This is a genomic window from Candidatus Sodalis endolongispinus (assembly GCF_018777395.1).
Taxonomy (GTDB): domain Bacteria; phylum Pseudomonadota; class Gammaproteobacteria; order Enterobacterales; family Enterobacteriaceae; genus Sodalis_B; species Sodalis_B endolongispinus.
In genome coordinates this window covers 441,462-463,179 of sequence record NZ_JAFJYC010000001.1, presented here as the reverse complement: position 1 = coordinate 463,179, position 21,718 = coordinate 441,462, and the positions used below count along the sequence as shown (strand labels likewise).

Annotated in this window: 11 protein-coding genes and 6 pseudogenes; 6 read left to right on the top strand and 11 right to left on the bottom strand. The window is 58.0% G+C overall.

From position 1 onward, the window contains the following. Window positions 1-66 precede the first annotated feature (66 nt). From yejF to JZM24_RS02300, 4 genes and pseudogenes are all read right to left on the bottom strand, one after another. Window positions 67-1,664, bottom strand: a pseudogene (yejF, locus tag JZM24_RS02315) (microcin C ABC transporter ATP-binding protein YejF). Between the two features lies 1 nt (window position 1,665). Continuing rightward, window positions 1,666-2,691 (bottom strand): ABC transporter permease, encoded by a 1,026-nt coding sequence (locus JZM24_RS02310; RefSeq protein WP_215668426.1) that lies wholly within the window; start codon window positions 2,689-2,691, stop codon window positions 1,666-1,668. Next, window positions 2,688-3,785: pseudogene (locus tag JZM24_RS02305) on the bottom strand (microcin C ABC transporter permease YejB). Before JZM24_RS02305 ends, JZM24_RS02310 begins: the two are co-directional and overlap by 4 nt. 14 nt (window positions 3,786-3,799) lie before the next feature. After that, window positions 3,800-5,605 (bottom strand): annotated as a pseudogene (locus JZM24_RS02300) (extracellular solute-binding protein). Between the two features lie 146 nt (window positions 5,606-5,751). Here JZM24_RS02300 and JZM24_RS02295 point away from each other — a divergent pair. Then, entirely contained in the window at window positions 5,752-6,582 is an 831-nt protein-coding gene (locus JZM24_RS02295; protein WP_215668425.1) for a sugar phosphate isomerase/epimerase family protein, read from the top strand. 584 nt (window positions 6,583-7,166) lie between these two features. Here the strand turns inward: JZM24_RS02295 and mepS are convergent. The 6 genes from mepS to JZM24_RS02265 form a co-directional block, all read right to left on the bottom strand. Further along, window positions 7,167-7,742, bottom strand: coding sequence for a bifunctional murein DD-endopeptidase/murein LD-carboxypeptidase (mepS, locus tag JZM24_RS02290; RefSeq protein WP_215668424.1), 576 nt, complete (start codon window positions 7,740-7,742; stop codon window positions 7,167-7,169). Window positions 7,743-8,152: 410 nt separating this feature from the next. Continuing rightward, window positions 8,153-8,839 (bottom strand): phosphatase PAP2 family protein, encoded by a 687-nt coding sequence (locus tag JZM24_RS02285; protein ID WP_215668423.1) that lies wholly within the window; start codon window positions 8,837-8,839, stop codon window positions 8,153-8,155. 71 nt (window positions 8,840-8,910) lie between these two features. Continuing rightward, window positions 8,911-9,909, bottom strand: coding sequence for a CobW family GTP-binding protein (locus JZM24_RS02280; RefSeq protein ID WP_215668422.1), 999 nt, complete (start codon window positions 9,907-9,909; stop codon window positions 8,911-8,913). Window positions 9,910-9,921: 12 nt separating this feature from the next. Further along, the gene (locus JZM24_RS02275; RefSeq protein WP_215668421.1) at window positions 9,922-11,391 is read right to left on the bottom strand and encodes a mannitol dehydrogenase family protein; all 1,470 of its coding nucleotides are present in this window, start codon (window positions 11,389-11,391) and stop codon (window positions 9,922-9,924) included. 383 nt (window positions 11,392-11,774) lie between these two features. Further along, on the bottom strand, window positions 11,775-12,347 hold the full coding sequence (gene yeiP / locus JZM24_RS02270) for an elongation factor P-like protein YeiP (RefSeq protein ID WP_215668420.1): 573 nt from the start codon (window positions 12,345-12,347) through the stop codon (window positions 11,775-11,777). Between the two features lie 28 nt (window positions 12,348-12,375). Next, window positions 12,376-13,620 carry a sugar efflux transporter gene (locus tag JZM24_RS02265; RefSeq protein ID WP_215669972.1) on the bottom strand — a complete coding sequence of 415 codons (1,245 nt, stop codon included), beginning with the start codon at window positions 13,618-13,620 and terminating at the stop codon, window positions 12,376-12,378. A 406-nt stretch (window positions 13,621-14,026) separates the two neighbouring features. On the opposite strand from JZM24_RS02265, the pseudogene fruB reads away from it, so the two are divergent. The 3 genes and pseudogenes from fruB to fruA all read left to right on the top strand — a co-directional run bounded on the left by fruB (window position 14,027) and on the right by fruA (window position 17,799). Next, window positions 14,027-15,151, top strand: a pseudogene (gene fruB, locus JZM24_RS02260) (fused PTS fructose transporter subunit IIA/HPr protein). Further along, complete coding sequence (gene fruK, locus JZM24_RS02255; protein ID WP_215668419.1) at window positions 15,148-16,086, top strand: 1-phosphofructokinase; 939 nt, start codon at window positions 15,148-15,150, stop codon at window positions 16,084-16,086. The pseudogene fruB and the gene fruK overlap by 4 nt, the downstream one beginning before the upstream one ends. Window positions 16,087-16,098: 12 nt before the next feature. Next, a pseudogene (gene fruA / locus JZM24_RS02250) lies at window positions 16,099-17,799 on the top strand (PTS fructose transporter subunit IIBC). Window positions 17,800-18,144: 345 nt separating this feature from the next. Here the strand turns inward: fruA and nfo are convergent. Then, window positions 18,145-19,029, bottom strand: coding sequence for a deoxyribonuclease IV (gene nfo, locus JZM24_RS02245; RefSeq protein WP_215668418.1), 885 nt, complete (start codon window positions 19,027-19,029; stop codon window positions 18,145-18,147). An 89-nt stretch (window positions 19,030-19,118) separates the two neighbouring features. Between nfo and yieE the strand changes: the two genes are divergently transcribed. Next, window positions 19,119-19,994, top strand: coding sequence for a DNA-binding transcriptional regulator YeiE (yieE, locus tag JZM24_RS02240; protein WP_215668417.1), 876 nt, complete (start codon window positions 19,119-19,121; stop codon window positions 19,992-19,994). A 246-nt stretch (window positions 19,995-20,240) separates the two neighbouring features. Continuing rightward, window positions 20,241-21,704: pseudogene (locus JZM24_RS02235) on the top strand (amino acid permease). The last annotated feature ends 14 nt before the right edge of the window (window positions 21,705-21,718 follow it).

The following is a 21,718-nucleotide window of genomic DNA, read 5'->3' as shown; positions in this document are numbered from 1 at the left end:
CCGCCACGCATCGGCGGGCTGTTTTCTTCGCCTTATCGCGTCCGGTAACCCCGCTTTCGCCTCACGCTAGCGTTCAGGGACGAATTGACGCCCAGCCGTCATCAATTCCCGCGTATACGGCGCCTGCGGGGTGCGGAACACGGCCTCGGCGCTGCCTTGTTCCACGACCTGTCCCTGACGCACCACCACCACCTGATGGCACATCGCGCGTATTACCTGTAAATCATGACTAATGAAGACATAGGTTAACCGGTATTTTTGCTGCAGGGTTTGCAGTAATGACAGGATCTGGGCCTGTACCGATCGATCCAGAGAGGATGTCGGTTCATCAAGGATCACCAACTCTGGCTGCAAAATCAACGCGCGAGCGATGGCGATACGCTGGCGCTGTCCGCCGGAAAACTCCCCTGGATAGCGGTGACGACTGGCGGCATCCAGTCCGACTTCCTCCAGCACCGCAACCACCCGCTGCTCCACCGCCTGCGCACTGAGCTTTTGATGCACCTGCAGGCCATCCGCGACAATTTCCGCCATGGATAAGCGTGGATTCAACGCCGAGTAAGGGTCTTGAAACACCACCTGGATGCGCCGGCGCAGCGGCAGCATTTGCCGGCGGTCAAACTGATGCAGGGGCATATCGTCAAACTAGATTTCGCCATCGCTGGCGATGAGCCGCAGCAGCGCCAGCGCGGCGGTGCTTTTCCCGGAACCGGATTCCCCTACCAATCCCAGACTTTCAGCGCGGCGCAGCGTAAAGCCAAGACCGCTAAGGGCGATTTTAGGCGCCTGACGCCGGGCGAATATCCGCCCGGCGCCGCCATAGCTGACGCCCAGATGGCTTACCCGCAGCAGGGGGGGCGTCCTGTGCTATCGCCTGGGGCTGACCGGACGGTTCGGCGGCCAGTAATCGCTGCGTATAGGGATGCGCCGGCGCTCTGAACAGGGTTTGGCAACTATTGGTTTCCACGCAGCGCCCGTTTTGCATCACCGCTACCCGATCCGCCAACTGGCGCACACTGTTTAAATCGTGGGTAATAAACAGCAGCGCCATGTCCAATTCCCGGCGCAGATCCGCCAGCAATTGCAAAATCTGCGCCTGGACCGTCACATCGAGGGCGGTCGTCGGTTCATCGGCTTGGCCGCGTTAACAACGCCATCGCGATCATGACCCGCTGTCGTTCGCCGCCGGACAACTGATGCGGGTAATCTCGCAAGCGGCTGGCGGGGTGATGAATGCCGACCCGCTCAAGGCTCGCCAACGCTTCGGCGCGGGCGGCTTTTCCCCCCATACCGCGATGCAGCAGCAGAACTTCGCAGAGTTGCTTCTCCAGCGTGTGCAGCGGGTTAAGCGACGACATCGGCTCTTGAAAAATCATCGCGATATCATTGCCGCGAATACGCCTCAGGGCCGCCTCATCGGCGTCCAGCAAACTTTGTCCGTTAAACCGGATTTCCCCGCCGGGGTACTCAACCGGCGGCGCGGGCAGCAGGCGCAGGACCGACAGCGCGGTGACGCTCTTGCCGGAGCCAGATTCACCCACCAGCGCCAGCGTTTCGCCCGCGTGCAGCGTGAGCGACACATTATCGACGACCCGTTGCACCGACGTTCCCTGGCGGAACGCCACACACAAGTGATTGATAGCAAGTAACGGCGTGCGGTTCATATTAATAAGCCTTCCCCGGATCGAAGGCGTCGCGCACCGCTTCGCCGATAAAAATCAATAACGACAGCACCAGCGCCAGCGTTATAAATGCGGTAATACCGAGCCAAGGCGCCTGCAAATTGTTTTTGCCTTCCAAGAGCAGATTTCCCAGCGACGGCGAGCCGAGCGGCAGGCCGAAGCCGAGGAAGTCCAACGAGGTAAGCGTGGTTATCGAGCCGCACAATATAAACGGCAGAAAGGTTAGCGTTGCGACCATGGCGTTAGGTAGCATATGGCGCAGCATAATGTGCCGATCGCTGACGCCCATTGCCTGCGCGGCGCGGATATAGTCGAAATTGCGGGTGCGCAGAAACTCGGCGCGCACGACGCCGACCAGGCTCATCCAGCCAAAAAGGACGGTAATGCCCAGCAGCCACCAGAAATTGGGCGGCACTACGCTTGAGAGTAAAATGATCAGAAACAACGTCGGCATACCGGACCAGACCTCAATAAAGCGCGGGCCCCACAAATCCAGACGCCCGCCGTAATAACCTTGGGTGGCGCCGCCCAGGATGCCGATAAGGCTCGACAAAAACGTTAACTCCAGCCCGAACAGCATCGACAGCCGGAAGCCATACAGCAGATTGGCCAGGACATCGCGGCCGTTGCTGTCGGTGCCGAGCCAATTCCTCGCCCCGGGCGGCGCCGGGAACGGCGAGGCCGAGGCGTAGTTTATGGTGCGATAGTTGAAACGCACCGGCGTCCACAGCGCCCAGCCTTGTTCCTCAAGCCGCTGCGTCAGCCACGGATCGCGGTAATCCGCGCGGGTGGCCAGCGGGCCGCCGAAGTCAGCCTCGCTGTAATCATGCCACAACGGCAGATAGAACTGCCCCTGATACCGCACCAGCAGCGGTCTGTCGTTGGCGATAAGCTCTGAACACAAACTGAAGGCGAACAGCAAGATAAATAACCACAGCGACCAATAGCCGCGGTGATTGTGGCGAAAACGCGCCCAGCGCGCCTGATTCACCGGAGACAACGATTTCAATGGCGCCTCCCGAAATCAATTCTTGGATCGACCAGCGTATAGGTAATATCGCTGATGATATTCAACAGCAGACCGATGAGCGTGAAGATGTACAGCGTACCGAACATGACGGGGTAATCACGCGACAGCGTGGCGTCATAACCCAACAGCCCCAGGCCGTTAAGGGAAAACATCACTTCAATGAGCAACGAACCGGTAAAAAACATGCTGATAAAGGTGGCGGGGAAACCCGCGATAACCAGCAGCATGGCGTTGCGAAAAACATGGCGATAAAGGATGGCGCCTTCCTTGAGTCCCTTGGCGCGGGCAGTGATAACATACTGTTTGCGGATCTCGTCGAGAAACGCGTTCTTGGTGAGCATAGTTAAGGTGGCAAAACAGCCAATCACCATCGCCAGTACCGGCAGGGTAAGGTGCCGGAAATAATCGGCTATCTTGCCATACCAGGGAAGGGCGTCGAAATCACCGGACACCAGACCGCGTAGCGGGAACCAGTCCAGATAGCTGCCGCCGGCGAACAGCACGATAAGCAATACGGCGAACAAAAACGCTGGAATGGCGTAACCGATGATGATGAGCGAGTTGCTCCAGGTATCGAAGGTGCTGCCGTTGCGTACCGCCTTTTTGATGCCGAGCGGAATCGACACCAGATAGATAATCAGCGTACTCCATACCCCCAGGGAGACCGAAACCGGCAGGCTGTCTTTGATAAGCTGCATCACCGAAGCGCCGCGAAACAAAATGTCGCCGAAGTCAAAGCGGACATATTGCCATAACAACGTGAAATAACGTTCGTGCAGCGGCTTGTCGAAACCGTAGCGGCGGGTTATTTCGGCAATCACCTCCGGATCCAGCCCCCGCGCGCCGCGATATTGATTATCCCCCAGCTGGCCGCCGTGCAGGGTCTAATTGCGCGACAGGGGATCGCCGCCGTGGCTGCCGCCGAAGCCGGCCGTTTGTCCCAGCTCAATGGCGGCTATCGCCTGATCCACCGGCCCGCCGGGCGCAATTTGCACGATAAAGAAGTTGAGCGTGATAATGGCCCACAGTGTGGTGATGATCAACAGCAGGCGTTTTAGTAGATAAGGTGTCAAGCCACTCCTCCTGGTCAGCGCCGCTGGGCGGGCAATTGCGCCGCCTTGTTGACATCATACCACCAGCCGTCGAAACCCAGATCGTAGGCGGGGCGCTGGGCGGGCATGGCGAATTTGTCCCAGTAGGCCAGGCGGATCTGGTGAGAATACCACAGCGGGATCATAAAATAATTCCAGGTTAACACGCGGTCCAACGCCCTTCCCAACGGCAGTAACGCCGCTTTATCACCCTGATGGCGCACGATTTGGTTAATCAGCGAGTCGATCGCGGGGTCTTTTACTCCAGGACGGTTATAGCTGGACTCTACATACGCCGAACCACAAATGATTTGCAGATCGCTACTGGGAAAGGCGTACGCACCGTAGGTGGAGGGGATCATATCGAAATCCCGTTTTCGCTGGCGGTTGATAAATTGGGCGCTGTACACTTCGCGTACCGTCATGGTGATGCCGAGGCGGGACAGGCTGTGCTGAAAAGGCAAAATGTACTGGTTATTGCCGCCGCTCATTACCAACAATTCAAAGCTGAACGGTTTGCCCCGGGCGTCGACCAGGCGCTGATTGCGCAGCGTCCAGCCGGCTTGTTTTAGCAACGCCAGCGCCTTGAGTAGGTTGAGGCGGTCGTAGCCGCTACCGTCGGACACCGGCGGCTGGTAAATCGCGCTAAAGACCTCCGGCGGCACCTGCTTTTTCAGCGGCGCCAGTAGCGTCAGATCGGCGGCATCCGGATAAGCGCGCGCGGCATAGTCGGTGTTCATGAAGTAACTGTTAACGCGCTAATAGCCATTATAAAACAGCACCTTGTTCATCCATTCAAAATCGAACGCCGGCGACAGCGCCTCGCGGACTCGACGGTCGGCAAACAGCGGCCGCTGAATGTTAAAGCTCAGCCAGGGTGTCCCCACCGTGGCGTTATTGGCCACTTCGCGATGAACGATAAAACCGCGGTCGAAATTACCGCCGCGGTACTGGGTCGCTCATTTTTTGGGCGAGCCTTCAATGCGCAGATCGAAAGTCCCGGCTTTGAAAGCCTCCATGGCGACATTATCATCGAGATAATAGTCATAGCGCAGCGTGTCGAAGTTGTAGCGCCCGACATTGACCGGCAGCGTGGCCGCCCAATAATCCTTCACCCGGCTATACGTCACCGATTGTCCCGTGCGCCTGGCGGTGATGCGATAAGGCCCGCTGGCGGGAGGGGGGAAAGTAAGGGGATCGCTCAGTTTATGCTGCGACCAGTAACTTTCCGGAAGTATCGGCAACGTAAGAAGCCCTAATAACGCATCTTTGTTCGGCTCGGGGAACTCGTAGCGGACCGTCAGCCGCGAGATAGCCTTCACCTTGACCCCTTTATAAAATACCAGGAACTGGGGGACGCCTTCGGTCATGAACTTATTAAACGTGAACGCGACATCGGCGGCGGTGATCGGTTGATGATTATGGTAGCGGGCCCGTGGATTGAGCGTGATTTCCGCCCAGGCATAATTGGCGGGATAACGGGCCGATTCGGCGACGAGCGGATAATAGCTGCCCACTTCGTCATCGGAGGTGACATACAGGCTGTCATAAAGCTGTTCCGTACGCGCCGCCGCCGTGCCGCGCGAGGCATAACGGTTGAAATTGTCGAAGGTACCGATGGCGGCCATGGTCACGCTGCCACCCTTGGGCGCGGCCGGATTAACATAGTCGAAATGGGTGAAGGCTGGCGGGTATCGCTGTTCGCCCAACAGCGCGAAAGCATAGCCGTCATGCAAGGGTGCGCCCCGAGCGCACAGGCAAATAACGCTGAACAACAGCGCCAGCCAAAAACGTGGAAACATCAGCTTATGCTCCTGCATCGTTATGCATCGCCGGCGGGAATGAAAAGATCAATCAGCGATACTGTTGGGAACTATAATGGTTTTTTACCATAATTGTTCAAACAATCAATGGTGTTCTCCGCCTGAGGTGGGGTAGCAGGAGTAGGATGATGCGCAAAGCTATCGCCACCGTGGCGTTATCGGGCACGCTGCCGGAAAAACTCGAGGCTATTGCCCGCGCGGGTTTTGCTGCCGTCGAAATTTTTGCCGACGATTTATCAGCTTTTCCCGGCAGTGCGCGGGACCTCCGCCGCTTGGCACAGGCCTTGGATCTGGAGGTGCTGCTGCTGCAACCTCTGCGTGATTTCGTCGGTGCGCCGCCGGAACGCCGCGCCGACGTAAAGGAAAACGCGCGACGAATGCTGGCGCAAATGAACCAGCTCGGCTGTCGGCTGTTGCTGGCCTGCAGCGGGACCGATGCGGCAACGTCGCCCGACCCGCAGGCGCAGATTGAAGATCTCCATCGTTTAGCGACTCTCGCGCAGCAGCATGACTGCACTGTGGTCTTTGAAGCGCTGGCCTGGGGAACCTATGTCAATCGCCTTAGTCAAGCGTGGGACCTGGTACGCGCCGTTAATCATCCTCACCTGGGTATCATGCTGGACAGTTTTCACGTCCTGGCGCAGGGGGAAGGGGCGCGCGAAATAATGGCCATCCCGGCCGACAAGCTTTACTTTATACAAATGGCGGACGCCGCCGCCCGACCTTATCCGGCGATACCGTTCGAGGAATGGAGCCGCCATCATCGCTGTTTTCCCGGCAAAGGCACATTAGCGGTGACGGCGTTTGCCGCGGCCGCGCAGCAGGCGGGATATCAAGGCGTCTGGTCGCTGGAGATTTTCAACGATCGCTACCGACAATCGGCGCCTGCCGCCGTGGCCGCGGAGGGTTTTGCGTCCCTGCAGTGGCTGGAGCGGCATTTGCCGCCACGGGGCTAGGCAGGCGCTGCCGTCTGTCGCCACTGACAGGCAAAACTGTAGTTTTGGGCTTATTCCGATTGAAACCGGTAACATCACCTGGCCCGAGTGGCAACCTATCGTCCTGATGCCCCCGGCCGACGGTCCCATAAAGGTGCTACCCCGCCTCGTGGTGCGCACCGCCGCTGAGGATACCACTCTCCTATCTCGCATCGTTGTCGGCGCCCCTGTTTGGCATAGCAATTATCCTGGTCCGGCAGGGTAAAGGCGCGTTTTTGTCATGGCGCGACGGCGGAACGCCGGCAAATTATTCTGCTGCACGCAGCGGATAATGTTGTCACCGCGCCGATTATCTTTGGCTTTAATCACGTCAGGCGGGGGGGGATAATGACAAATTTCCGGCAACATTGTTAAAACAATTAAATCACAGATTAATGAAAATGCTGATGAGGAAAGTATTAATTAACAGTCATTAATTGGTTTGTAAATTAATTTACACAAGCCTTAATTTGCTACGAAGGGGACGAACAATAAAAAAGCCGCTAGCATGATGCGTCTTTTCTTTTCTCTCATTGGGCAGTGCGGACGTTCAATTAATAACCAGATTAACTCTGTGCTCCGTTGGGCAACACGCGACGAGCTTCGCGGTAGCGGGACTTCCAATAGCTTTCATTCAGGTTGGAAATCATTACGCCACTGCTGGTGGAAGCATTAACGAATTGATCGTTACCCAGATAAATGCCTACATGGCGGCCCGTTGAGCCGGCGCGAAACAGCACCAGGTCGCCTGGACGCAGCTTAGTACGTTGAATTCTGGAGCCTATTTCCCGCTGATCCAGCGTAGAACGCGGCAGGTCAAGGCCAAACTGCTCGCGGAAGGTCATTTGTACGAAACCAGAGCAATCAATACCCCGTTTAGTACTGCCGCCGAGGCGGTAACGCACGCCTTTCCAGTCGGCATATTGATCCATAATTTTGGATTTAATATCCACATTACGAACCATTTCTTCAAATTCATCCTGAGAGGCTTGCAGTAAAAAATGATTTGAATCGTTTACTGCACGCATGTCAGCGGTTTGTTTCGGACTATGAGAAGTACTGCAAGCGGATAGCATGGCAGCAACCGCCACTGCGGGGATGAGCCGCAGAACATATCTCAAGATAGGTTGAGATTTGACCATTATTCGTGTTGTCCCTTGAAGTACTTAACGACAATGTCGTTATAAAATGCCAAACCAATGAGAGTTGAGCGCGCGTCCTAATTGAACAGATTTCGTTCATCAAGTGTGTGGTATTACTCACACAATCGCTTTAAAGATAAAAAAATTAACGGACCGGACGGCGAGCGAATTCGAGGTTACCGTAATGAATAAAGGAAAGCGAGGTTTTTTAAACGTAAACTTATAACTTTTAATGATGTCATTATTTGCCAGCCTGCACAGAATACCATTGCGGAAATAATCACCTGCCGCTGGCAAAAGCGGTGCCGGGGCAGGTTGCACGGGCATACCGTGGCATTGACGGCGGGGAGGCGACGCACAGAACCGCTTTCCCGGTGGCAAACGGCGGGCAAACGGCGAATACTATTTTCTTATCCGTGCGGCTGATGACGACGGTTGAACAATGTCGCGCGTGGCAGGTGGCGCTCAAGCCAGCTCACCAGCGCATCGCAACCGCCGCCGGGCAACCACAACCCCAAACCTACCAGAACGATGGACAACGAACCAACGGCGACATCGGTGAACCAGTGCGCGCCTATCAGGATCCTGGGCGTCGAAAAGAACAAGACAATCAGCACGGCCTGCAGGAAGCCCCGGCGGCCGAAATAGTGCAGCATAAAAGCGGCAAAAATCATCAGCAGCATACCATGATCACCCGGAAAGCTGTCGCTTGAAAACTCTTTAGTGGGAATACGGGTCAGCTCGGCGATGCTGACGACGCCGGGCGTGGCTTTGAAATAGCGCGACGGACTGACATGCGACACCGGCACCAGATGGCCGAGCTGGTTGAGCACCAGGGCGGTGATGATCATGGCCAGAGCAATCGCCAACATGCGGTGACGGCCGGCGGCATCGGCGTGCAGAAAGTAGTGCAGGTACAAACTCCCCATCGCCAGCAATGAGCAGAGATCGAAAACGCGATGGTTGGTGATAGCCAGTAAGTCGGCAAACAGCGGATGGCGGACCGCCTGATGATTGACCGCGTGATAGATGCGGCTGTCGAGTGCGAACCAGAAACCGTGGTGCGCGGGTAGGTACCATGAAATAAACAACGCCACGCAAGCTCAGCATCGCCATGGCCAGGAGGCGAGACATGGAAAAACCCTTAAGATAATAAATTGAACTTCGTTTAAATATAAGTGCGATAATTTAAACGAAGTTTCAACAATCCGCTTTGAAGGTGATTCCAGTCCGCGGCCTGCGGGTGAATAAGCTCTATTCGACTATCTGCCGGCGGCGGCTGCAGCGTTTCCGTGTGCAGATAATGCCCCTGACGGTTAACCCGCAACGTGCCCTCGCTAACCCGCAGTACACCTTTAATGCGTTCTACCGGCGCCAGACGCACCCATTCCAGCAGTCCCAGCGTGTCAAACCGCGTTGCGCCATCAAATATCCAACCGCAGGCATGATAGCCTTGCCCCTGATTCAGCGCGCGGCGCCAGCCTTGATTGTCCGGCAGTCGTAGCCCGGCCATGCCGGCGGGGGGCGCGGCGTGCTGATGCTGATGCCCGGCGCCGGGGGACAGCGGTCGCAGATTTATCCGCGGGCTGTCCAACAGCGCTAGCGGCAGCTGTCCATGGCTGACGCTGAACAGCGCGCGGCCGTTTGCGTTAGCGCGCCACCATGCCGCCAAAGCCTCCCGATCCGCGCATGCATAGGTATCCTGCTTGTTGGCGACAATGATATCGGCCGCAGCCAGCTGGCTACGGAAGTTTTCGTTGTCGCGATAGCGTGGTTGGCTAAGCTGCCGCGCGTCAAGCAGGCATAATGTCGCCTGCAACTGAAGCCAGTTATGGTAGGTATCGGAGGCGAGCAGAGCAAGGATTTGCGCGGGATGACCCAGGCCAGTGGGCTCTATCAATAATCTATCGGGCCGGTTCCGCGTCAGCAAGGTGTTAAGGCCGATTTGCAGCGGCAAACCATTAACGCAGCACATGCAGCCGCTGGGGATCTCTTTTAGCAGCGCACCGCTGTCGGCGAGCAGGGCGCCATCGACCCCGATTTCGCCGAATTCGTTCACCAGGATAGCCCACTTTTCGTCGGCGGGTTTCTGGCTGAGTAAATGGCGTAAGGTGGTGGTTTTGCCACTACCGAGAAAACCGGTTACCAGGGTGGTTTGGGTAGTCATGGCGGTTCCGCTTTAGTCGTTAACCAGACCGGCGACCGTCGCCAGCGCGCCGTGCTGCATCAGCGACCGATAAGCTTCGGTGACCGCGGCGACGAACGCCGGGTTTTCCGGCAGATCCTGACCGAAAACGCTGCAAAGCGCAAGCCATGCCCGCACCCGCGCCGGCCCCTCTTCATGCCGGGCGGCGATCTCCGAAAGTGTGCCCTGTAGCGGATCGCGGATAGCGATAGGCTGACCTTGCTCGTCAATGCCGCCGGCGTAACGCATCCAGCCCGCCACCGCCAGCGTCAGAAGCGGCGCAGGGCGGCATTGTCGTAAATGCCAACGCAGCGGATCAAGAATACGCTGCGGCAGTTTTTGCGTACTGTCCATCGCGATTTGCCAGGTGCGATGCTTCAGCGCGGGGTTAGCGAAACGCACCAGCAATTGCTGGGCGTAGTCGCCGGTGTCCACTCCTGCAATGGCCTGCAGGGTGGGTGCTTGCTCGTTAAGCATCAGCTTCTCGACCGCGGCGCGCAACGTGGCGTCGTTCATGCAGTCGCTGATATGAGCGTAACCGGCCAGATAGCCCAGCCAGGCGAGGAACGAATGACTGCCATTAAGCATCCGCAGCTTCATTTCTTCAAACGGCGCCACGTCATTGACCAACTGGGCTCCCGCCAGCTCCCATTGCGGGCGGCCGGCGACAAAGTTGTCTTCTATGACCCATTGAATAAAGGGCTCGCAGGCGATAGCGCAGGGATCCCGTACGCCGAGGATTGCCGCCACCTCCGCAAGCATCTCCTCGCTGGCGGCGGGGACGATACGATCCACCATGGTGGCCGGGAAAGAGGCGTGTTCGGCGATCCAACGGCCGAGCGCCGCGTCTCGCGCCTGGGCGAGACCCAGCACCGAGGCGCGCACGACATGACCATTGCCGGGAATGTTGTCGCAGGAAAGCACGGTAAACGGCGCCAAACCGCGTTGATAGCGCAGATTAAGTGCTTCCACCAGGATGCCAGGCACCGTGGCAGGCGCGTGCGGCGCCGCCAAATCGGCCATGATGCCCGGGTGGGTGAGATCGAGTTGGCCGCTGCCCGGTTCGATGCAGTATCCTTTTTCGGTAATGGTCAGCGAAACGATGGCGACCTGCGGCTCGGCAAACTTTGCCAGCTGGGCATCAATACCCTGCTCGGCGACGACAAGCGAGTCGCATACCGCGCCTATCACCCGCGCGCGTTCCCCGTCGGGTCCCTTGGAGACAACGATATAAAGATGATCCTGACGCCGCAGCGCCAGCAGCAGATCGGCGCTGTGCAAACTGACCTCGCATATTCCCCAGTCGCCGCCGTGACGATTGAGCACCCGGTCGGTCATGACGCCCTGATGGGCGCGGTGGAACTCACCAAAACCAATATGCACAATACGGCTGACCAGGCGACGGCGATCGTAGCCCGGCTTCTGCACGTGTTCCGGTAGCGGCCGTGAGGCGAGGGTTGGCATGAATTGTCCTCTATCAAGGGGAGTTTGCGCCCGGTGACGGCGCGACCGAGGCGAAAGTGATTTTTTGTTAACAGAGTAAACATGAAAAGTTAATGCTGCAAGCCAGGCGGCAGAAAACCGCTTTTTTTGCCAGGCTAAGCACGTCGGAAGGGGAAGGCAGCAAACCGTCTGACGATATGCGGTCTCGGCATGAACCACGCAGCGGCGTCAGGCGGTCAACTGTCCGACGATAGCGGTCCCGGCATGAACCACGGAACGGCGTCAGGCGGTTAATAGATAAGGCCTGTTCGGCCAGCGCCGTGGGTTGCGCGCGCAGCCGATAAGGGCCGCTTATTCGATGTCGCGCGGTCAGAAAGCGCGGTGCGGTTAAGCGGACCGGTGGGTTAGTCGGCGCGTCCCATATAGCGTCGTTCCGCCACATGGATGCGAATACGTTCACCGCTGCTGAGGTATTCCGGTACCTGGATAACCAGACCGGTGGTCAGGGTCGCAGGTTTAGTGCGCGCGCTGGCGGAAGCCCCTTTGATACCCGGCGTGGTGTCAACGATATCCAGATCCACCGTTTGCGGCAGTTCCAGCGCCAGCACCGCGCTGTCCATCGTCAGCACTTGCATACCGGGAATACCGCCCTCAGGGATAAACAGCAGCTCGTCTTCAATCTGATCTTTTTTGAAGGTGTAGGGGGTGTAATCCTCATCATCCATAAAGATATATTCATCGCCGTCCACATAGGAAAACGTCACTGAACGCCGCGTCAGGGTGATAGTGTCCAGGATATCGTCGCCTTTAAAGCGCTCTTCTACCTTTAAACCGGTACGTACGTCGGCAAAACGCATTTTATACAGCGTGCTGGCGCCACGCGCGCTCGGGCTTTGGATGTCGATATCTTTAACCAGCAATAATTTACCGTTGTAATTTATCGCCATACCGCGCTTTATTTCATTAGCTCTAGACATTAACAAGGACCTGTAGTATATGTCGGGATCATGGAGACACCTTACCATTGCCGTCGGCGTCGGCTAGAGGGGTAAGCAGTGTGTCGCGGGGCTGCGGCGAATCTACATCACGAATGCGCCACATGCAATAACCGGCACCGGCAATCATGAGCAATGACAAGTAAAACACGCCGTGGAATTGCCCGATTGCCGACACCAGCCCGGCCAGTGAGCCGGCGATAATCCAGCCGACCCGGCCGCTATTGGTGAACAAGGTCGTGGCGGCGCCGGCCTGACCGGGCATCAAATCCTGAAAATAGATCATGCCGATGCCGGCCAAAATCCCGATGAAAACGGCGTTCAACCACTGCAGCATCAGCAGCGCCGTAGGATCGTTCATCACCAGCATGCCAAGGTAAAACAGCGCCCCGGCCGCCACCGCCAGTCTCATCAACCGCCGTTTCCCCCAGCGTTTGCTTAACCAGCCGGCCAGCAGCATGGTGGGTATCTCCAGCCCGGCAGCTGTACCCATCATCACCCCGGCGGTTTTCGCCGGCAAATGCAATTCGTGCAGGATATACAGCGGCATATTAATGAGGTACATGCAGTTACAGGTCCACATCAAGGTACAAGCGGCAAACAATAACAGCGTATCGTGCCGGTTGCGGCGCGGCGCTTCCAGCACCGACCTGGCCTGAGTCCGGGTTTTCGGCCTGGAGGGCAACATCAGCCAGACCAAAGCGCCGCAGAGTAAGAACGTCACGCCGGCCATCAAATACATCACCTTGAAGCCGAAGCCTATCGCGAACGCCAACGGGGGACCGATAACCCATGCCAGCGAAACCTGCGCGCGCAGCACCGAACTGAACATGACCGCTTCGCGGCCGGTATGATCGGCATGTTCGCGCGCCAGGGCGAACAGTTGCGGGTTGGCGGTGGAGCCAAAACTGGTCAGCAAAACACCCAGACCCAGCAGCAGATAATAGTTGCGATCGTAGGCGAACAGCACGCAGCCCAACGCACCCAGCAGGCAGCACTTGAGGATCAGAAGCTTGCGATCGCCCTGTTTGTTCGAACGGGCGGCCAGAAACTGGCTGACGAAAATACCGATGATGGCGCTGCCGGTATAAAACAGACCCACCATAAATGGTCGGGCCTGGACTTCCTGGGATAAAAACAGGCTGAGTGTGGGAAGCTGGAGCGCACCGGCAATGCCGGTCAGAAAGGCTATCGCCAAAAAGGCAGTAGCGGTCATATCCGGCAGGCGCCGCACCAGAGCGGCATGGGTAAGCATCATGAATATCGTTCGGGGTAAAGGACAGGGGCGGGCGCATCATACGCCGATGGTGGAAAAACAAAATAGCGTGACGGAAAAAAGACCTGCCGGCCAAACTGCCCGTTAGCACCATCCACCAAGGGAAGACACCGCGCGTGGAAAAATCACGTTTGGCGCGCCCAGACAGGCTTCAGCGCTGCTTCAGCACCTACGGTTCTGGCGAGGCCGTCGGCGGGAAAAATGTGCGGGGCATCAAAGATTCATCACGAAATATACGCCACCCCTTGCATTCAAAGCGATCTGGTTTCACACTGCCTTGAAACGTGTCAGCGTGGCTTTTCGAGCAACCTTTCAGAAGTCACGCGTTTTTTAACTCCATTAGCTGAAACGATTCAACTTCAGCATTCAGCAGGTGAGGAGAACTATGTTCGAGCTGTCATTACATGACATCCATCCCGGTGCTCAGGCCGAGGATAAAGCGCAAGCCATTCATCAGGTGGCGTACGCGCTGACGCAGGCGGGCTGCGTCAGCGACGGTTATCTGTCGGATGATGGAGCGGGAAACCCAAACCTCGACCTTTTTGGGCAACGGTATCGCCATTCCGCACGGTACTACCAAGACTCGCCATCTGGTGCAAGATACCGGCGTGCAGGTTTTTCAATATCCGCAGGGAATTGACTGGGCCAAACGGCCTATGTCGTCATTGGTATCGCCGCGCGATCCGATGAGCATCTTGCCCTGCTGCGACAGTTGACTCACGTGCTGAGCGATGAAGCTCTGGCGGCGCGCCTGGCGCAAACCGACTCGGCCGAGGAACTGCGCAGCGTACTGATGGGCGAGCAGCAGCCCGCGACGTCTTTGTTTGACAGCTCAACGTTGATATTGGACATTGCGGCCGGCGACCTGATGACGCTGAAAGCGTTGAATGCCGGTTTGCTAAAGCGCCTCGGCGCCGTGGACACCGGTTTCGTTAGCGACGTTATCGCCAGCCCGCCGCTTCATCTGGGGCAGGGCGTGTGGCTTGACGATAGCCCGCGGGGCAACATGATAAGCGCCGTCGCCGTCAGCCGCCCGGCAACACCCTTTGCGCACGATGGCATACCGGTCATGCTGCTGATGACGGTGGCAATGGTGGACAGTCAACCGCTGCCGGTGCTGGATTATCTTGCCGCGCTACTGCGCCAGGGACGCGCCGACCGATTGGCCGACGCCGATGGGCCGACGTTGTTGGCGCTACTGACCAGCGAAGTGGCGGAGAAGGCGAATCAACTCACCGCCGAATTCGTGGTGCGCAACGAGCACGGCTTGCATGCCCGGCCGGGCACGGCGCTGGTTAGCGTTATCAAACAGTTCGACAGTGCCATCACCGTCACCAACCTGGACGGTAGCGGTAAACCCGCCAACGGACGCAGCCTGATGAAAGTGGTGGCGCTCGGCGTCAAAAAAGGTCACAAATTACGTTTTACCGCTGAAGGCAATGATGCCGAACAGGCGCTGCAGGCAATTGGCGAGGCCATTGCCTCAGGTCTCGGGGAGGGAGAGGCATGAGCAGACGCGTAGCAACGATTACGCTAAATACGGCTTACGATTTGGTGGGCTTTTGCCCGGAAATCGAGCGCGGCGAAGTCAATTTGGTGCAAACCACCGGGCTGCACGCTGCGGGCAAAGGCATTAACGTTGCCAAGGTGCTAAAAGATCTGGGCATCGACGTCACCGTTGGCGGGTTTTTAGGCAAAGAAAATCAGGACGGCTTTCAACTGCTGTTTAGCGATCTGGGCATTGCCAATCGTTTTCAGGTGGTGCAGGGCCGCACCCGTATCAATGTCAAGTTGACCGAAAAAGACGGCGACGTCACCGATTTTAACTTCTCCGGTTTTACAGTAACGCCACAGGACTGGGACCGTTTCGTCAACGACTCGCTGACCTGGCTTGGCCAGTTCGATATGGTGGCGGTCAGCGGCAGCCTGCCGGCCGGTGTGGCGCCGGCGGCTTTCACCGAATGGATGGTGAAACTGCGCAGTCATTGCCCCTGCATTATTTTCGACAGCAGTCGCGAAGCGCTGGTGGCCGGGCTGAAAGCCTCCCCCTGGCTGGTGAAACCCAACCGCCGTGAATTGGAGATCTGGGCCGGCCGGCCGATGCCGGCGCTCAGCGATGTCGTCGAGGCCGCCCATGCTCTGCGCGAGCAGGGGATCGCCCATGTTGTTATCTCTCTCGGCGCCGAAGGCGCGTTGTGGGTAAATGCCTCCGGCGCCTGGCTTGCCAAACCGCCGGCCTGCGAAGTGGTGAGCACCGTCGGCGCGGGCGATTCGATGGTGGGGGACTTGATTTATGGCCTCTTGATGCGCGAATCAAGCGAACATACGCTCCGGCTGACGACGGCCGTGGCGGCGCTGGCGGTCAGCCAAAGCAATGTGGGCGTGACCGATCGCCCACAATTGGCGGCCATGATGGCCCGGGTCGACCTGAAACCTTTTAATTAAGCGGGAGTGAGTATGAAAACACGTCTGATTCTGGACGGTGCATTAGGCCAGGCACGCAGCCATCTGCTGCGGACCTTATTGACTGATGCAGCAACGAAAAGCGATCTGCAACTGGTCAATGACAACGCGGATGCGGAACTATGGGTGTTGGTGGGACAGGGGGCCGGCGATGCCTCGCTCAACGGTAAAATCGCGTTCCAGGGCGCGGCGGAGGATGCTGCCGCCGATCCGGACGCTTTTTTAGAGCGCGCCCGCGCGCAGGCCGCACCCTATCAGGCCGCCGCTTCCGCACCGTCTGGCGCCGGCGCGGTGACGGCGTCCGGCCCGAAACGGGTGGTCGCGGTGACGGCGAGCCCCACCGGCGTCGCCCACACCTTTATGGCGGCCGAGGCCATCGAGGCCGAGGCGAAAAAACGCGGCTGGTGGGTCAAGGTGGAAACCCGTGGATCGGTAGGCGCCGGTAACGCTATCACTCCCGAGGAGGTGCGCGAGGCGGACCTGGTGATTGTGGCGGCGGATATAGAAGTATAGAAGTGGATCTCGGCAAATTCGCCGGTAAGCACATGTACCGGACCAGCACCGGGCTGGCGCTGAAAAAAACCGCGCAGACGCTCGATAACGCCGTGGCGGAAGCCAAAGTCTTTCAGCCGGCGGGACAGGGCGCGGTGGCTGAGGGGAAAAAAACCTCGCCGGGCGCTTATCGCCATCTGCTCACCGGCGTCTCCTACATGCTGCAGATGGTGGTGGCGGGGGGGCTTTGTATCGCGCTGTCCTTCATTTTCGGCATCCATGCCGCCGAACAGCCGGGCACGCTGGCTGCGGCGTTGATGGAAATCGGCAGTAAATCCGCCCTGGCGCTCATGGTGCCGGTCTTGGCGGGCTTCATCGCCTTCTCGATAGCCGATCGTCCGGGCCTGACGCCTGGGCTAGTGGGCGGGATGCTGGCGGTCAGCACCGGCGCGGGATTTATCGGCGGTATTATCGCCGGGTTCCTGGCGGGCTATGTGGCGGAGCTCATCAGCAATAAACTGCCCCTGCCGCAAAGCATGGCGGCGCTGAAACCGATACTGATCTATTCCGCTTATCGCCACCTTGATAACCGGTCTGGTGATGATTTATGTGGTGGGGACGCCGGTGGCCAAAATCCTGACCGCCCTGACGCATTGGTTGCAGGTAATGGGAACCGCGAATGCCGTACTGCTTGGTGCTATCCTCGGCGCGATGATGTGCAGCGACATGGGCGGCCCCATTAATAAAGCTGCCTACGCTTTCGGCGTCGCGCTGCTCAGCACGCAGACCTATGGCCCGATGGCGGCGATTATGGCTGCGGGTATGGTGCCGCCGTTGGGCATCGCGGTGGCCACGCTTATCGGACGCCGCAAGTTCGATGACACCCAGCGCGAAGCCGGTAAAGCCGCGTTTGTGCTCGGACTGTGCTTTATCTCGGAAGGGGCGATTCCGTTCGCCGCCCGCGATCCGATGCGCGTGATCCCGCTTAGCATGCTGGCTGGCGCGCTCACCGGCGCCCTGTCGATGCTGTTTGGCGCGACGCTGATGGCGCCGCACGGCGGTCTGTTTGTGCTGCTAATCCCGGGCGCCATCTCGCCGGTGTCCGGCTATGTCATCGCGATAGCCGCCGGCACCTTGTTGCTGGGCGTGCTGTACAGTTTGCTGAAACGTCCTGACGAAGAGAGAGTTAAAGCGATGGCCTGATAGCGCCTAACCCCCTATGGCCGCAGGAAACCTGACGCCGCAAGTGCCCTGAGCATCACCGGGTAAAGGCGGCGGCCGCGTTAGCCCGCCGGCAAGCGCTGGCAAGGCGTAACGCCTGCGGCATACTGTTCTGGCAAACAGGCAAGCTAGCAAACAAGCAGTAAGACAAGCAGGCAAATAAACCAGCAAGCGGCAAGCAATCAAGCAGCAAACATTCAAGCTCGCGCTTCTGGACTCATTGGCCAAGGCAAGCGGCAGGCTAAGCTTAAACGATCGATTGCCCGCGTAAAATCGGGCTCTTAACTGACCGCAGGGTGTATCCTGCGGGCGGATGTCGTTTGGCGCTCAGCTTGCCGCCAGCGTTGCCGAGGTTTTTTTGCCGGCGGCCAGCGCCTGCAACCAGGCGATTTCCTGCGGCCAAATGTCTGGATTGATCGTTTCCAGAATCATCGGAATGCCGTCGAAGCGTTTATCGGCCATGATCCAGGCGAACGCGGCTTTGTCTATCTTGCCTTCGGCGAGGCTGTGGTGGCGATCGACCCGGCTACCGCAGTCGGTTTTGGCGTCGTTAAGATGCATCCCGCGCAAATAGGAAAAACCGACGATATCGGCGAACTGCTGGAAAGTGTCGGCGCAGGCCGATGCGGTGCGTATATCATAACCGGCGGCAAAGGCGTGGCAGGTATCAATGCATACGCCGACACGGTTTTTATCCTCAACGCGATCGATAATGGCTGCAAGCTGTTCAAAGCAAAAGCCGAGATTGCTACCCTGGCCGGCGGTGTTTTCGATCACGGCGGTGACCCCCCGGGTTTTTTCCAGCGCCAGATTGATGGAATCGGCGATGCGCGCCAGGCATTCGTCCTCTTCAATCTGCTGTAAATGGCTGCCGGGATGGAAATTGAGCAGGCTCAGGCCGAGTGGCTCACAGCGCTGCATTTCATCAAGAAACGCCGCGCGCGATTTTTCGATGCCCTCGTGGGTGGGGTGGCCTAGATTAATCAGATAGCTGTCATGGGGTAGGATCTGGCGCGATGAATAACCGTAGCGCTCGCAGGCGGCGCGGAAATTATCGATGGTTTCGGTGGTCAGCGCTGCGGCTTTCCACTGCCGCTGGTTCTTGGTAAAGAGCGCGAATGCTGTTGCCTTGAGACTGCGCGCGCGCGCCACCGCCTGTTCCACGCCTCCCGCTGCGCTGACATGCGCGCCGATAAACTTGTTTTCACTCATCCTGGCTGGGCTCCCGGTTAAAGTGATGAAGAGGAGAAAAGAAATGATTATAGTTGGTTGTCTCATTGAAATGTTGGATTACTGAAGCTATGGCCATTACCCTGCGCCAGCTGGAAGTCTTTGCCGAAGTGCTGAAAAGCGGTTCTACCACCCAAGCCTCCCAGGTATTATCGTTGTCGCAGTCGGCGGTCAGTGCGGCGCTGACCGATCTGGAACAACAGTTAAAGGTAAAATTGTTTGACCGTGTAGGCAAACGGCTGGTGCTGAATGAGCATGGACGGTTGCTCTATCCCCGCGCCGTCGCGTTGCTTGAACAGGCGGGAGAGATAGGCACGCTATTCTCGCAAGGAAATGGCGCCTTGCGGCTGTTCGCCAGTAGTACCATCGGCAATTATATTTTGCCGGCGCTAATTGCGGGCTACCGACGCGCGGTACCTGATACCCCTCTGTCGCTGCAGGTGGGCAACAGTCAAGAGGTCATCAACGCCGTGGCGGATTTCCGCGTCGATTTGGGGCTGATTGAAGGGCCGAGTCACCACCCGGATCTGGTAACCCGCGCCTGGCTGAATGACGAATTGGTGATTTTTGCTGCACCCGATCATCCGCTGGCGGGACGAAAGCTTGAGCTAGCCGCCCTTGCGGATGCGCCCTGGATACTGCGCGAACGCGGCTCGGGCACCCGCGATATCGTCGACCACCTGCTGCTCTCGCGTTTGCCGCACTTTCATTTGGAAATGGAGCTCGGCAATTCCGAAGCCATTAAACATGCGGTACGCCACGGCTTGGGGATCAGCTGCCTGTCGCGCCGGGTGGTAGCAGAGGCGCTGGCGCTGGGCACGCTGGTGACGCTAACGCCGCCGCTGCCGCCGTTTTACCGTACGCTGCATGTCGTTCATCACCGGCAAAAACACCTCTCCCACGCCCTGCAGCGGTTTATCGACTATTGCCAGCACCACGCCGGCTAACACGCCCGCTAAGCGCAGCACTCACCCCCGGCCATCGGAAGAAAGCATGGCCGGGTGGCCGACTTGTGAGGTTAAACGGCGGCACTGTCGCGGCAGGGTGGTGTTAAAATCGGCGCTTTTGTCATATTGCGCTTATAATTGACCATGAATTATGAAGCTGTCTTATAATTTGACTGCTTGGGCGTGCGTGACGGGAACGATTTGCTACAATCCCGCCTCGATTTTTGCAGAGACCCGTCAAACGCCATGTGTCACAAAACTTCTTCTCCCCCGCCGCAGAGCGGCCTGCGCCGCGAATTGAAAGCGCGCCATTTGACCATGATCGCCATCGGCGGCTCCATTGGTACCGGTTTATTTGTCGCCTCCGGCGCGTCTATCTCACAGGCTGGGCCCGGGGGCGCGCTGCTGTCATATGTGTTGATCGGCCTGATGGTGTATTTCCTGATGACTAGCCTTGGCGAGCTGGCGGCCTATATGCCGGTTTCCGGTTCGTTCGCCACCTACGGGTCACGTTATGTTGAAGAGGGCTTCGGCTTCGCCCTCGGCTGTAATTATTGGTACAACTGGGCGGTCACCATCGCGGTGGATCTGGTGGCGTCGCAGCTGGTCATGAATTACTGGTTCCCGGACACGCCGGGCTGGATCTGGAGCGCGCTGTTTTTGGGCGTCATGTTCCTGCTAAACATCATTTCGGTGAAAGGCTTTGGTGAGGCGGAATACTGGTTTTAGCTCATTAAAGTCGTCACCGTGGTGGTGTTTATCGGCGTGGGGGTGTTGATGATTGTCGGCATCCTGCGCGGCGGCGAGCATGCGGGTTGGCACAATTGGACGGTGGGCGACGCGCCTTTCGACAGCGGCTTCGCCTCCATGATAGGCGTCGCCATGATTGTCGGCTTTTCTTTTCAGGGGACCGAGCTTATTGGTATCGCCGCCGGCGAGTCGGCGGATCCGGCCAAAAATATACCGCGGTCGGTGCGGCAGGTGTTCTGGCGTATTTTGCTGTTTTATGTGCTAGCGATCCTGATTATCAGCCTGATTATTCCTTATACCAGCCCCGACCTGCTGCGTAATGATGTGAAAGATATCGCCGTCAGCCCGTTTACACTGGTCTTTCGCAACGCCGGGCTGCTGTCGGCCGCGGCGGTGATGAACAGCGTCATTTTCTCACGGCGGTTTTGTCAGCGGGTAATTCCGGCATGTATGCCTCGACGCGCATGCTGTATACCCTGGCGGTGGAGGGCAAAGCGCCGAAGATTTTCGCCCGCCTGTCGCAGGGAGGTGTCCCGCGTTATGCGCTGGTGATGACGACGCTGGTGGCGGCGCTGTGTTTTCTTTCCTCCCTGTACTCCAACCAGAAGGTTTATTTGTGGCTGTTAAACACCTCAGGCATGACCGGGTTCATCGCCTGGCTGGGCATCGCGGTCAGCCACTACCGGTTCCGCCGCGGCTATGTGAAGCAAGGCCGCGATCTTGCTGGCCGGGTTGTTCCCGCTGGGTCCGGTGCTGGCGTTTATCTTGCACTTGCTTATTACCCTGGGTCAGAATTATCAGGCCTTTTTGGCGCGGACGATTGACTGGAATGGCGTCATCGCCACCTATATCGGGCTTCCGCTGTTCCTGCTTATCTGGCTGGGCTACCGCTGGCGCCGCGGCAGCCGGTGGGTCCGCTATGAAGACATGACGTTTCCCGATACCACAGATAACCGATGATCCCTTTTCGTCGG